We start from the raw sequence: 13,021 nt of genomic DNA on the forward strand, positions 1-13,021 counted from the left end.
AGTGGTCCTATCCGGTATTAGACCCAGTTTCCCGGGCTTATCCCAGAGTGGAGGGCAGGTCACCCACGTGTTACTCACCCGTTCGCCGCTCGTGTACCCCCGAAAGGGCCTTACCGCTCGACTTGCATGTGTTAAGCACGCCGCCAGCGTTCGTCCTGAGCCAGGATCAAACTCTCCAACAAAAACCCTGACAAAAAACCGGCTGCAACCGACGGGGTCGCATCACAGCCGAACAAACAATCTGGCACAAAAACGCCAAACCAAAAATAGCTCGACACACTGTTGAGTTCTCAAAAGACACCCGCACCACCATCACCAGCCACCAGACCGGATCCAGAAGGCGGATCGCCTTGACCCTCCAAGGTAAGCACACCGAGAAACTCGGAACACCACCGGGGGGTCTCGCTGTCTGCGGGGCCTGCTGACCGAACCTCAGTGGCTCGTTCTGTCCGGCTCTCTCGCTGACACCGATAAAGTTACGCGACGGCTCGGGACGCGTCAAACCGGGGTCGCCAATGGGCGCTGACCTGCGCAAATCTCGCTCAGGGCCGCGCGCGACCACGGACGAACCCGACCCTGTCGCACGACGAGCGGTCGTACTGACGGGCTCCCCTCGGATACTGGTTGACCAGCCGCGATCACGCAAGAGCTGACGCCGATCGAGGCCCGTGTGGGCCGTTCGGCACGTCATTCGTCTCGCGTCCACCTGGGCGCCAGGAATTTTCAAGATTTTTTTCGACCGTCCGTCGTGGCTCGAGCGGGCGACGAGCGGTAGGGCCGGCCCCGGCCCGGTGTCCCACGCCGGTCCCGGTCGATCATCGGCCGGGACCGGCCGCTCGTCGTGCGGGACGCTCGCTGCCGGGCCGGCCCTCCCCCACGCGTGCGCTGTGGCTCCCGAACACTCCGCGCGGCACGCGTCGGGTCGTCCTGCGCGACACTGCGGCGCGTGCCCATCGACGGAGACGTCCTCGATCCAGTACTGCACCGGCTCCGCGTCGACGGCGGCCTCACCGCGGCCCAGTGGTGCCGGGCGCCGGGAGCCAGCAGCCGTGTGCGGGCGACGGTCGTACGACACGGGCTCGCCCTCGAGGTCGGCGGCGGCCCGCGCTGCTATCTGCCGGCGTCCGCGGTGGCACTGCCCGTGCGGGCGAAGGCGATCGACCGCATCGCCGTACCACTGGTGCTTCCGCTCCTCGACGATCTCGAGGGACTCTTCGGGGAACTGCGACGGGTTCTCGCCCCGCACGGGTTGCTGTCGCTCCTGCTGCCGGCCCCTGCGTCGTTCGGCTGGCGTGGCGGCGAGCTGCGGCGGGCGGTCCGGGCGGCGTGGCGGCACCGGTCGGCGGTCGAGCACCCGGAGTGGCTGGCCTCCTCGGCCGACTTCGCGGTGCTCGCGGACGACCGGCTGAGCTTCACCCTCGACAGGAGCGACCGGGACCGTTCCGCGGACGTGGCGGCCCTGTGCGCGGCGGGCGCCTACCCGCCCGATCTCCCGGACGACGCGCGCTCGGCCCTGGCCACGCACCGGTCGGCGGGCAGGACCGTGCGGCTGCGCCGGATCGTCGCCCGGCGCTGACGGATCCCGCGGGCGGGCCCTCCGGTCGGCGCCGTCGCCCGTGGCTGTACCGGGGCCGCTGTCAGTCCGCGGTGGTGATCTCGGCGGCCGCGCCTGCCGTGCGCAGCGGCGACGACGCCTCGTCCGGCGGGTCCACCACGTCGGCGACGATCGCGGTGATGTTGTCCGGCCCGCCGCCCTCGTTGGCGAGCTCGACCAGCCGGCCGACCACCTCGTCCGGGTCGGCGTCGCGGTTCAGCTCGCGGAGCAGCGTGTCGTCGTCGAGGACGGCGGTCACCCCGTCCGAGCACAACAGGTACCGGTCACCCTCGACGATGTCGATCCGGTCCACGTCCGGCTCCGGCGCGTGGTCGGTGCTCAGCGCACGCATCAGGACCGAACGACGCGGGTGGTGCGCGGCCTCCTCCGCCGTGATCTGCCCCTGGTCGACCAGCTGCTGGACCATCGTGTGGTCGTGCGTGAGCCGCGTCAGCTCGCCGTTACGGAGCTGGTAGATCCGCGAGTCGCCGATGTGGGCCAGCGCGAGCTGCTCACCGGTCAGCAACAGCGAGACGATCGTCGTCCCCATCCCCCGGGTCTCCGGGTCGGTCCCGGCCCGGCGGGAGAGCCGCTCGGTCGCGTCCTCCAGCGTGGCGACGAGCTCGGCGTTGAGATCGATGTCGCTGAGGTCGCGCGGCAGCCGTTCCTCCAGCTCGGTGAAGGCCGACACGGTCATCGCACTCGCGATCTCGCCGTGGGCGTGCCCGCCCATGCCGTCGGCGACGATCAGCAGGCGGCCGCTCGTCGCGCCGGAGTCCTGGTTCGACGTCCGGCGCCGACCCACATCCGACCTGATCGCGGAGCGCAGTCCCAGCACCATGGGGACAGTATGGACGCCCCCGTCCCCCAGGCTTGCAGGCGAGGCCCTGTTGGGCCGCGCTTCAGCCGGTCGGATGGTGCTCGGCCACCGGGTGGAGCGGTGTCGGATCGATGATCGGTTGCCCGTGTCGCTACCGTGGGACCTGCGTCCGCCTCCGTAGCTCAGATGGATAGAGCAAGAGCCTTCTAATCTCTAGGTCGCTGGTTCGAGTCCAGCCGGGGGCACTACCTGCAACAACGCACGTTGAGCGTAGCAGCACACCGCTTGCTCAGCAAGAGAGTTGGCCTCTATGGTCGACGAGTGACGACCCCTGCCCCGGACACCGTGCGCGGCCTCCTAGCCGATTTCCGGCGGCACCTCATGGCGACCAACCGTGCGCCGGGCACCGTGCATCGCTACCTCGTCGATGTCGAGATCCTCGCCGACTTCCTCGATGCCGAGTCGCTGCCGACACGAGCAGCCGAGATCACCCGGGCGCACCTGGAGCAGTGGCTCGTCTACTTGGCGAGCAAGCCGAGCCGGCGCGGCGGCACGCTGTCGGCGGCAACCGTGGCGCGCACGTACCGCAGCGTCCAGCAGTTCTTCCGGTGGCTCGTCGACGAGGAGGAGATCGCCACCGACCCCTTCGCGAAGATGCGACCTCCGGCGATCCCCGAACAGCCGGTACCGATCATCACCGACGCGGAACTCCGGCGCCTGCTCGACGCGTGCAAGGGCAACACCTTCGAGGCACGGCGCGACAACGCGATCCTTCGAGTGCTGTTGGACACCGGCATCCGAGCCTCGGAGCTGGCCGGCATCGAACTCGACGATCTCGACTTCGAGCTTGACGTCGTGCGCGTGATGGGCAAAGGCCGGCGCGGACGAGCGGCCCCGTTCGGGGTGAAGACCGGCGACGCGCTACGGCGGTACCTGCGGAGCCGCGCACAGCATCCACACGCGGCGGTGTCAGCCCTCTGGCTCGGCGTCCGCGGACCGATGACCCCGTCCGGTATCTCGCAGATGATCGGCCGCCGCGGGACCGACGCCGGTATCGACGGGCTCCACCCGCACCGGTTCCGACACACGTTCGCGCATCGGTGGCTCGCTGCGGGCAACCAGGAACAAGATCTGATGCGCCTCACCGGGTGGCGCTCCCGGGAGATGGTCGGGCGCTATGCCGCCTCGGCCGCCGATCAGCGGGCCCGGGAGGCGCATCGACGCGCCGGGCTCGGCGACGACCTGTAGGCCACTCGTCACCTGATCGAGTGAAATGCGGAAGTGTTGGTGCACCCGACAGGGAATGCGCTACCTGCGCATTCCATTCTATTCGATCACTAGTTGTTCGGGTAAACCCGACAGGCGCGAGACGGCACCACGCGGGACGGGCAGAAATCGGCTCCGCGGTATGCTTGCCTTGTTTCCGGCAGGTCGTTCCACAGAGCCGGAGATGCCAAATGCCGCTGACCCCAGAGCAGCGCAGTCTGCGTGCCCGCATCGCTGCAAATCGCCGATGGTCCCAAGAGGACCCGGCACCCACCATGGAGCGAGCCCGCGCCGGCCTTCGCGCCAAGTTTCTGCGGGAGGTTGACCCCGACGGAGTCCTACCGGACGCCGAGCGAGAACGACGAGCAGACGCCCGATGGCGGGCGCACATGCAGACGCTGGCGCTGCGCAGCTCGCAAGCTCGCGCCCGGCGAAAGGCCGAGCACAGCACCGCCACCGGAGACGACCCGGAGGCTGCCTGATGACCAACGCAGAACGCCGCCCCGATGCGGCAGGGCGGCGTCCCGGCAAGGTGTCTGCTCCCCAGCTAGACACTGTCCACGGTAGCGAACCGGTCGGGCAACTTCGACCCGAACCGGCTCGGCCGCGGTTCCGCGACGCGGTGGCCTTCGCGCATCCACCCGCCGGCCGGCGCCACATGTGGGCGATCGTCGTGCCGACCTGCCCGGCCTGCTCACACATGCACCTACACCGCTCGGCCGCTGCTCCCGAGGAGGAGGTCCGGATCGGCTCGTGCGGTGCGGCGTACCGGCTCCGGCTCGCCGGGGCAAAGCGCCGGCGATGGGCGGGGTGACCCCGCAGCAGACGCCGCCACCGGAGATGCGCGACCCGATCGTGAATCGCGTGAAGGTCGATCCCCATCGATGGCGCGACGTCGTCCGCGGGCACCTGCCGATCCACCTCGCCGCCGTCGGTCACACCGTCGCCCGGTACGCCGACAACGACACCGGGGAAAACGCGTTCCCCGGAGTCACACGGCTCGCCGAAGATCTCCTGACATCGGAACGCACGATCATCCGAGCACTCGCGACCCTCACCACTCTCGGCTGGCTCCACCAGACCGAACAGGGCGGCCGAGTCCGGCAACGCAATAACGCCTACTGCCTGACCATTCCGGTACCGGTCGCGATCCCGCTCGGATGGGTTCCCGAGAACACGGCGCCATGGATGGAACGACGGTAGGCAATCACCATCATGTGCCATAGGTGTCATATGACACCGGTGACCGAACATGTGACACCAGTGTCCGCAACATGTGACACCAGTGGCACCCCACCTACTCATAGACCTACTCATAGACCCCGGCCGCCTCGCGCGTGCGCGCGTGCGAGGCCCCCGCCAGCGCCACCACCGATCGGAGATGACCAGTGGCCGACACAGACCTGACCGACGCCGTCCGCGCGATCCCCACCGGACGCCGACGCCGACTCGCCGTGGCGTTCGCCGAGCAGCGCGACGCGCTCACCACCGAAGGCGATCACCATCTCGGCGCGATCTTCCACGCCATCACCGTCGCGTTGATCGAGGCGAACGAGCAGGAAGTCACCGACCTCGACGCACTCGACTTCACCCCGGGCGTCACGATCATCGAGACGGGTCGCCTGCTCGACGACGACGCTTTAGACTGATCGGTGAACGAGGCGCGGCCGGGCAGGCGAACACCACCCGGACCACGTGACACGGCAGGTCGACCAGCTCACCGTCCGTAGCGGAACGGCACGGACCATCGGCACCCACGGGTGCGGGAGTGCGAGGGGCAGCCGTCACAGAGATCCACTAGTGACGGAGTCCCACCATGCCTAGCCCACTGATCAACACCCTGCGCGAGCGCCGTCGCCGCGTCTACGACGACGCCAAGTCGCTCGCCGACCTCGCTGCCGCCGAGAACCGAGCATTCACCGACGACGAGCAGACCCGATGGGCTGCACTCAACGACGAGCTCGACACGCTCGACCAGCGGCTCACCGACCTCCGCGAGCAGGACCAGCGCGCCGGCCAATCCGAGGCTGCGTTCGCGAACCTGCTCGGCGGGGCCGTCCAGACCCGCAGTGCGGCCGACACCGACCTCGACGCCCGGTTCCGGGCCGCGATCCTGGAGAACGACCGCCGGCCGATCGTGGTCGCGAACCCGTGCGAACGGTCCGGCTACCGGCCCGGTGTCGAGCGCCGCGACCTCGCGACCACCAGCGGTGGCGGGCTGCTCCCGACGAGCTTCTTCGACCGCATCCAGCGGCACATGGTCGAATCCTCGGCGATCCTCGCCGCCGGGGCGACGATGTTGAACTCGCGCACCGGTGAGCCGATCAAGATCCCGCGCTCGACCGCTCACAGCGCTGCCGCGATCGTCACCGAGGGCGGCACCATCACCGAGGACGACCCGACCCTGGGCAGCGTCACACTCGGCGCCTACAAGTACGGCTTCCTCGTCCAGATCACACACGAGCTGGCAACCGACGCCACATTCGACCTACTCGCCTACCTCGGCGAACAGGCCGGCATCGCGATCGGGAACGCGTTCGGCGCCCACGCCATCACCGGGACCGGGACCGGCCAGCCCCGCGGCGTACTCACCGACGCCACCGCCGGCAAGACCGGCGACGACACCACCGGCGGCACCTTCACCGCCGACGAGCTGATCGATCTGTACTACTCGCTCGCCGAGCCATACGCCCGATCCGCGGCCGCAGGCTGGCTGATGAACACCAGCACCCTCGGCGCCATCCGGAAGCTCAAGGCATCCGGCACCGGCGACTACCTGTTCGCCAACGACGTACCGGCCGGTACCGGGGCCGCTGGCACGTTGCTCGGGCGCCCCGTATACCTCGACCCGACCATGCCCGACGTGGGGGTCGGTGCCAAGTGCATCGCGTTCGGGGACTGGTCGCGCTACTGGGTCCGACAGGTCGAGGGCCTGAGGTTCGAGCGCTCGGACGACTTCGCGTTCGATCGTGACGTCGTGACCTTCCGAGCCCTCGCCCGCCTCGACGGCGCGCTCGTCGACACGACCGGCGCAGTCAAGGTGTTCGAGGGCGGCAGCGCCTGATAGACGTGCACCTGCGGGCCGACCACTACCTCGGCCACGGCCCGCAGGTGCGCACCGAGTGGGCGGCGGTCAACGTCACCACACGTGGGATCTCCACCGGCGCGCAGCCCCGGAATCAGCCCACGGACGGAGCGAAGGCGTAGCCACGACCGGGACGGTTCCCGTGAGCACGACCTGCCGCCCGCCCGCTCACCCCCACATTGCGATCATGCTCTGACCTGCGGAAATGCAGCGCAAGATCACGTCGTAAGCCTCTGACCTGCGTTTTTAGGCAGCCAGTCATTGGGACCCTGCACCCAGCCTCGTCGACATGTGTGTGAGCTGAAACGAACGGGATAACGATCATGGTCGATCAGCAGTCGCCACCACCACGCCCACCAGCGGGGACGCGAGCGGGCGGAAAGCGCTTGTGGGACGCCGTCCTCGGTGACTTCGAGCTGGAAGAGCACGAACTCGCGCTACTACGCGAGGCCGTGCGCTGTGTCGACACACTCGACCAGCTCGACGCCATCGTCCGAGCAGACAGCGGCCCGATCGACCCGTCCGGGCGGGTCCATCCCGGCGTTGTGGAGGCGCGGCAGCTACGGGTGACGCTGGCCCGCGTTCTGGCCGCGCTGCGGCTGCCCTCGGGCGACGAGGACGAGGCTCGACCCCAGCGCCGGGCCGGCGTCCGCGGGACGTACGCCACGGGCGGCGGGCAGGCGCCACGGCTCCGGCGGGTCCGGTGAAGCGCCGGACCGAGCAGCGGCCACCGATGACGCTGCTCACCGCCCTACGGCTCACAAAGTGGGACGCCACCCGTGACGAGCTGCCACCATCCGTGGTCCGGGAACTCGGCCGACACCCGACCCTGGCCGACCTGCAAGAGGCTGAGCAGGTCATCGCGGCCCGCCGAGCCGGACGGAAGCAGCAGTGAGGCGCCGCCAGCCGGCGGCTGGTCCCCCGGCCGTACCGCCCGAGCTCATCCGATTCACGCCGGACGACTGGTCGACCGAACGGGAACCTCGCCGGTGGAGCGACGGGGGCAACGAGTATCCGTGGCCGCTGTACGCGGCGCGGCGCCAGTGGCTTGCCGCCCGCCGAGCCTGGGTCGCCGAGCAGGCCGACCCGATCACCGCGCGGCAGGTTCTCCGACTCACCCGCCCCACGCCTACCGTCACCGGCCGAACAGGTGCCTGAGGCGCCGCTCCGCAGCGGTCTGCTCGGTCTCGACGGCGAGCCCGAACAGTCGCGCGATGGCCTGCTCGGGCGTCTCGTCGTGCGAGAGCAGGTCATAGTCCAGGCCGCGAGCATCAAGCCACGCGAGCTGGTCAGTCTGCTCGGTCAGTGCCCAGAAGCGTTCGCCATCGGCGTCGTGCCTCACGGCGTTGATGGTGTGCTCGGGCAGCGTCAGCCGCTCGGTCATAGCGGTCCCTCGCCTTCACTCGTGTGAACGGCAGTCCCCGTTCGGTCAACCACGCCTGCGCACCGAGTAGGCCGTCGCGCTCGGCCACAGCGAGCAGCGCCTCGGCTCGGTCCCGTACCGCCTGCCACGTCTCGTTCGGCAGCCCGAGCAGGTCATCCCCGCCGGCGTCCTCCTCGGCGATCTCCTGCGCGGACTGTTCCCGCCGCAGCCCGTACCGTTCCCGGGTGCCCTTGCCCCACGTCAGGGTCCGGCGCCGCTGCGCGGCTTGCTCGAACTCGACCCATAGGTCGTAGTCGTCGGCGTTACCGGTCGCCGAGAAATCGGCCAGGATCTCGAACGGGGTCCGCGACCCTCGCCGGCCGCGTTTCGTCGGCGACCCGGACACCTCGTGCGCGATCTTCGACAGGTACTCACCCAACCCGCCGGACCCGTCCGGACGCACTACCCGCACGTCCAGGCCGCCGCGGTGCTCGATCCCGTCCAGGCCACGCCGACCGAGAGCCCGGGACCAGCGGTCCCACCAGCCTTCGGCCAGGGCCGTCACCATGTCCTGACTCATCGGGGTATCGAACAAGACCAGCACATGCCGGTGTGGGTGCCAACCGGCCTCACCGTGCGGCGATTCGACCACCGCGACCCAACCGGTGATGCCGAACTGCGCGATCTCGCAGGCGTAGCGACGCCCGGACGTCACCCGGGACCAGGCGTAGGTGATCCCGTCCCACAGCGGCGCCAACCGCTGGCCCGCCCGGTGGCGCACCGTCAACGTCACCAGCGCGGCGCTGCCGCCCTCGGCGTGCACTCGCTCGACGACGTGTTGGATCTCCTCCGCGCGCCGGCTGCCGACCTTCGCCGCACAGCACGGGCACGACATGATCCCGCAACTCACCAGGCCCGCGAACCCGGCCGACCGCTGCACACCATCACCCGAGACCCGCAGCGTCGGCCCACCCTCGGACCGAGACACCCGACCGCACCGGCGGACCCCGGCGAGCGAGGAGAACTCCCAGAGCCGACGGCGAAGTCGGTAGCGTCCGTCCCGCCGCTCCCGGGCTCGCTCGGCCGCCTGGCGGAAGAGTTGACGGCGTGTATTACCAAGGGGGCTCGCTCCGCTCGCCCCTGCCGCCCTTGCGCCTCCGGCGCCGGGCGGCCGGGCGGCTGGCTCGTGAGGGTGGAGAGTGCGCGTCATGCCGTACCGCCTGCGCGGCTGGCGACCTCGGCTCGGGCAGGGGTGGCGCTACCCCAACCCTCACCTCGGCCCCGGAGGGATGCACAACCGCGCCAGGACCCGCAAGCTCGGGTGGTCTGCTCACGGTCTGGTGTAGCGGTTGCGGGCCCTGACACGGCCGTGCACGCGCGAGCGCGCCGAGGTGAGGGCAGGGGCAGCGCGGGGCCGGTCACGAGGCATCACGGATCGCGTGGACGTACTCGCGGTACCCGCCGAGGAACGGTGCTCGGAACCGGGTGAGGTTGTGGCCCGGTCGGGACATGAGCGCCACACCCGGGAGCGCGGTCGTGTGCGCATCGGCGATAGCCGGATCGGTGCCGGGGTGGAGTAGTTCGCACGAGGTGCGGGAGTCGACGCGGAAGCTGATCCGCAGCGAGCACTGTGCCCGTTCCAGAGCGCCGACGACGCTGGCCTCGGCACGCTGCGCGAGGATCACGACGCGGATGCCGGCCTTGTGGCCCTCGGCGAGCAGGCGCGACACGAGTGCACGGACACGGGCGCCGGGATCATCTCCGCGGCTCTTGCCGGCATCCAGGACTCGGAGCAGGCCGGGGTACTCCTCGAGCACGACCACGAGCAGCGGCCGGGCCGGTGTGACGTCCAGGGTGTCCCGGTCGTCGGGTAGTTCGCGGATGCGGTCGTCCATCGCCTCGACGACTCGGCGTAGCGCCTTCTCGTGTGCGTCCACGTCGGCGAGCCCGGACGACTGCCACTCGTTGTGGCGGGTCGCCGCGAACGGCCGGAACAACAGCCCGGTTGGGTCGCAGCCGGCGATCAGAACATCGTCGCGGGCCACGAGCTGCGCGAGCAGGCTGTACGTCCACACGCTCTTTCCGGACCTCGTGGTGCCTTGGACGATTGCGTGCGGCAGGTCGGCCGGTTCGGTGCGGATCGCGGCGCCGGCCTCGTCGGCACCGAGCAGGACCCCGCGACCGGCGCGCAGCTCGACGAGAGTGTCGAGCGGGTCGTCGGCGATCAGGGTGACGCGGACGTGCCGGTGGCCGATCGGCTCGACGCGGATGCCGTAGGCGTTCATGTGTGGTGCGATCCGTGGGCCCAGCGCGACCACGTCGGCCGGGATCATCCCGGGCTGTAGTTCGGCGATCAGCACGGTCGGCGGGCCGAGTGTGATGTCGACGAGCTTCGGCGGGATGACGGTCGGCCCGGTGACGGTGTCGACGGTGCGGACGAGCTCGGCACCTTCGCACGCTCGGGTCCAGGCGATGAGCAGTTGCTCGACCATCGCCTCGCCCTCGCGGTCCCGGAACGGGCGACGGTTGCGAGTGAACAGGGACACGAGTGGCCTCCCGGGGCCGCGATGCGCGTCCGGCCCGGCTGCGGGGAAGTCAGCCGGGCCGGAACACGGTTCGGGTGCTATCCCCGTCAGGCGGCCGGCTGGCCCTTGTTCTCCTGCGGCTTGTGCTGGCCGCCCTGGCCGTCGATGCCGTCGGCGAGCCACGAGAACGCGACCTTGGTGAAGTTCCCGGAGCTGTCGGCCCAGGGCTTACACCGCAGGTTGCGGAACTTCACCGGCTGCCATTTCGGCGTCTGCGGCTCGTCGTACGAGGCCACCCGCACACCGGCGATCTCGGCGCGGTCCGCGTCGTCATCGTCGACCAGGACGTCGACCACCCAGATCGGGACACCGTGATCGTCCGTGGCCTGCTCACCGGTTCGACGAGTCGAACCGTCCGAGAGCTGCGCATACTCCGCACGAGCCGCGCTCTTACCGGTGCCGATGAACTGAACCTTGGTTGTGTCGACAGGGATCTCACGCATGATCGTTGCTCCTGACTGCCCCCGCCCACCGAGGGCGAGAAGTGGTCAGGTGAGCCATTCGGCTCACCTGCGAGGGGGGTCAGCCGAACCGGTGCGGCTCAGTACGCTCCATGATCCGACGGGCAAGCGCACGCGCCTCGACCATGTCGAACCGGTTCCCGGCGATCTCGATGCACTCGGGCTCGTCGGCCGCACCGGTGGTGTCGAGCAGATCGACAAGCCGGACCGCACGAACCACGACCGGGTTCGATGCACGATCCACGGGGAAGATCACCCCGAGGGTTGCGGTGCAGTACTTCACGCCTTCCGCGAGGTCAGAGCCGTGCTCGCCGTCGCATCCGGGGATGCACGGCACCTCGTGCGGCTGGCGAGTCATCAGGACACCCCCGCGGGGGTTCTGTGCAGCGCTCTCGTTGCCGGATACGCTCGTCATCGGGCCGGACCTCCATCCGGTCAAGGCCCCGGGGTCCAGGTGTTCACGCACCTGCCGGGGCCGCCTCTATAAGGGCCAGTTGCCACAGATAGAGACTCGGCCCGATTCGCTCCTAAACGACCTGGTCAGAAGCCCGTGAGCACTGCGTTCCATGGTCACGCACTTCTAATCTCTAGGTCGCAGGTTCGAGTCCTGCCGGGGGCACCAGGTCAGAGCGTTGCAACGCGACGCCGCACCTCCGCCATGGAGCTAGACATGGCGCGACTCGGCACTACCGTAGATCCGTGACGAAGCAGTCTGCGAAGCGTAAGCGGCAACGCGGCGAGGTCGAGGTCCTGCCGAGCGGCTCGTTCCGCGTACGCGTCTATGCGGGCGTCGACCCCCTCTCGGGGAAGCGTCACTACCTGCGTGCGACGGTCCCCGCCGGCCCGAACGCGGCCAAGGAGGCGGAGAAGGTCCGTACCCGGTTCCTCGCCGAGGTCGACGACCGTCGGAACCCGCGGACCAACGCCACGGTGAACCAGCTGCTCGACCGGTACCTCGACGTCCTCGAAGTCGAGGACTCGACCCGAGCCGGCTACGAGTCGATGTCCCGCAACTACATCCGCCCTGTGCTCGGCGAGCTGCGGATCGGCCGGCTCGACGGCGAGACTCTCGATGTCTTCTTCGCGGACCTACGTCGGTGCCGCGTCCGGTGCGATCGTCGGCCGGGGGTCGATCACCGGACGACCGGCGACCACGTGTGCAACGACCGCTGCACTCCGCACACCTGCCGGCCGCTCGGCGGGTCCTACCTGCGCCAGATCCACAACGTCCTCAACGGGGCGTTCACCCGTGCCGTTCGCTGGCGCTGGATCGGAACGAACCCGATCGGCCAGGCTGAAGCGCCACCGCAACCGCCGTCGAACCCGCAGCCGCCGACGTCGACTCAGGCGGCTGCGATCGCCGACGAGGCGTGGCGGGATCCGGACTGGGGAATGCTCGTCTGGCTGGCGATGACGACGGGCGCCCGCCGGGGTGAGCTCTGCGCCCTCCGCTGGGACCGGATCGACTTTTCGAGCAGCGTGGTCGACATCCGGACCTCGATCGGCCAGGTCGGTGCGCGGGTCTGGGAGAAGGACACTAAGAGATAGTTTCAGAATGAGCTCGGCGTGTCTGCTGTAGACACTCGCTGGGCTGCGGCAGAGTCGCTCGACATGGCTGCCGATCTTGTTCCTGACTCGTTGTGGGAGCGCGTGGAGCCGCTGCTTCCAGTTCGTCCACCGCGCCGGTACCGGTTCCCCGGGCGCAGGCCGGTCGACGACCGGACTGCGCTGCGCGGGATCATGTACGTGCTGCGCAACGGGATCAGCTGGAGCCAGCTCCCGACCGCCGCGTTCGGCGTCTCGGGGGTGACGTGCTGGCGGCGGATGCGGGACTGGACCGAAGCCGG

15 protein-coding genes, 1 tRNA gene and 1 rRNA gene are annotated in these 13,021 nt (G+C 69.5%); 10 read left to right on the forward strand and 7 right to left on the reverse strand.

What is annotated here, in order from left to right; all coding sequences use genetic code 11:
• A 16S ribosomal RNA gene (locus BM093_RS32580) occupies positions 1 to 182 on the reverse strand; the annotation flags it as partial.
• A gap of 764 nt (positions 183 to 946) precedes the next feature.
• Between BM093_RS32580 and BM093_RS32585 the strand changes: the two genes are divergently transcribed.
• Entirely contained in the window at positions 947 to 1,576 is a 630-nt protein-coding gene (locus tag BM093_RS32585; RefSeq protein WP_093356594.1) for a methyltransferase domain-containing protein, read from the forward strand.
• A gap of 61 nt (positions 1,577 to 1,637) precedes the next feature.
• On the opposite strand, the gene BM093_RS32590 is transcribed toward BM093_RS32585, so the two are convergent.
• Positions 1,638 to 2,435 carry a Stp1/IreP family PP2C-type Ser/Thr phosphatase gene (locus BM093_RS32590; protein ID WP_177238854.1) on the reverse strand — a complete coding sequence of 266 codons (798 nt, stop codon included), beginning with the start codon at positions 2,433 to 2,435 and terminating at the stop codon, positions 1,638 to 1,640.
• Positions 2,436 to 2,585: 150 nt separating this feature from the next.
• On the opposite strand from BM093_RS32590, the gene BM093_RS32595 reads away from it, so the two are divergent.
• From BM093_RS32595 to BM093_RS35580, 7 genes are all read left to right on the forward strand, one after another.
• Positions 2,586 to 2,659: transfer RNA gene (locus tag BM093_RS32595), tRNA-Arg, on the forward strand.
• Positions 2,660 to 2,699: 40 nt separating this feature from the next.
• Positions 2,700 to 3,662 (forward strand): tyrosine-type recombinase/integrase, encoded by a 963-nt coding sequence (locus tag BM093_RS32600; RefSeq protein ID WP_218163038.1) that lies wholly within the window; start codon positions 2,700 to 2,702, stop codon positions 3,660 to 3,662.
• A gap of 828 nt (positions 3,663 to 4,490) precedes the next feature.
• The gene (locus BM093_RS32610) at positions 4,491 to 4,883 is read left to right on the forward strand and encodes a helix-turn-helix domain-containing protein (protein ID WP_177238855.1); all 393 of its coding nucleotides are present in this window, start codon (positions 4,491 to 4,493) and stop codon (positions 4,881 to 4,883) included.
• 185 nt (positions 4,884 to 5,068) lie between these two features.
• Positions 5,069 to 5,329, forward strand: coding sequence for a hypothetical protein (locus tag BM093_RS32615; RefSeq protein WP_093356606.1), 261 nt, complete (start codon positions 5,069 to 5,071; stop codon positions 5,327 to 5,329).
• Positions 5,330 to 5,496: 167 nt separating this feature from the next.
• Positions 5,497 to 6,744 (forward strand): phage major capsid protein, encoded by a 1,248-nt coding sequence (locus BM093_RS32620; RefSeq protein WP_093356610.1) that lies wholly within the window; start codon positions 5,497 to 5,499, stop codon positions 6,742 to 6,744.
• Positions 6,745 to 7,151: 407 nt separating this feature from the next.
• The gene (locus BM093_RS32625) at positions 7,152 to 7,472 is read left to right on the forward strand and encodes a hypothetical protein (protein ID WP_218163039.1); all 321 of its coding nucleotides are present in this window, start codon (positions 7,152 to 7,154) and stop codon (positions 7,470 to 7,472) included.
• Positions 7,469 to 7,660 (forward strand): hypothetical protein, encoded by a 192-nt coding sequence (locus BM093_RS35580; protein WP_143105661.1) that lies wholly within the window; start codon positions 7,469 to 7,471, stop codon positions 7,658 to 7,660. Before BM093_RS32625 ends, BM093_RS35580 begins: the two co-directional genes overlap by 4 nt.
• A 240-nt stretch (positions 7,661 to 7,900) precedes the next feature.
• On the opposite strand, the gene BM093_RS32630 is transcribed toward BM093_RS35580, so the two are convergent.
• The 5 genes from BM093_RS32630 to BM093_RS32650 form a co-directional block, all read right to left on the reverse strand.
• Positions 7,901 to 8,107, reverse strand: coding sequence for a thioredoxin domain-containing protein (locus BM093_RS32630; RefSeq protein ID WP_093356620.1), 207 nt, complete (start codon positions 8,105 to 8,107; stop codon positions 7,901 to 7,903).
• Positions 8,055 to 9,338, reverse strand: coding sequence for a protein rep (locus BM093_RS32635; protein WP_177238856.1), 1,284 nt, complete (start codon positions 9,336 to 9,338; stop codon positions 8,055 to 8,057). Before BM093_RS32635 ends, BM093_RS32630 begins: the two co-directional genes overlap by 53 nt.
• Positions 9,339 to 9,546: 208 nt before the next feature.
• On the reverse strand, positions 9,547 to 10,674 hold the full coding sequence (locus BM093_RS32640) for an FtsK/SpoIIIE domain-containing protein (protein ID WP_093356627.1): 1,128 nt from the start codon (positions 10,672 to 10,674) through the stop codon (positions 9,547 to 9,549).
• Between the two features lie 86 nt (positions 10,675 to 10,760).
• Positions 10,761 to 11,156: a hypothetical protein gene (locus tag BM093_RS32645; RefSeq protein WP_093356630.1), complete on the reverse strand. Its 396-nt coding sequence runs from the start codon at positions 11,154 to 11,156 to the stop codon at positions 10,761 to 10,763.
• A 79-nt stretch (positions 11,157 to 11,235) separates the two neighbouring features.
• Positions 11,236 to 11,589, reverse strand: coding sequence for a hypothetical protein (locus BM093_RS32650; RefSeq protein WP_143105664.1), 354 nt, complete (start codon positions 11,587 to 11,589; stop codon positions 11,236 to 11,238).
• A 284-nt stretch (positions 11,590 to 11,873) separates the two neighbouring features.
• Between BM093_RS32650 and BM093_RS32655 the strand changes: the two genes are divergently transcribed.
• Both BM093_RS32655 and BM093_RS35585 read left to right on the forward strand, forming a co-directional pair.
• Positions 11,874 to 12,722 (forward strand): site-specific integrase, encoded by an 849-nt coding sequence (locus BM093_RS32655; RefSeq protein ID WP_177238857.1) that lies wholly within the window; start codon positions 11,874 to 11,876, stop codon positions 12,720 to 12,722.
• Between the two features lie 63 nt (positions 12,723 to 12,785).
• A partial coding sequence (locus tag BM093_RS35585) for a transposase (RefSeq protein ID WP_143105665.1) occupies positions 12,786 to 13,021 on the forward strand: 236 nt, incomplete at its 3' end.

Origin of the sequence: Pseudonocardia ammonioxydans (assembly GCF_900115005.1) — a bacterium.
In the GTDB taxonomy this organism is placed as follows: domain Bacteria; phylum Actinomycetota; class Actinomycetes; order Mycobacteriales; family Pseudonocardiaceae; genus Pseudonocardia; species Pseudonocardia ammonioxydans.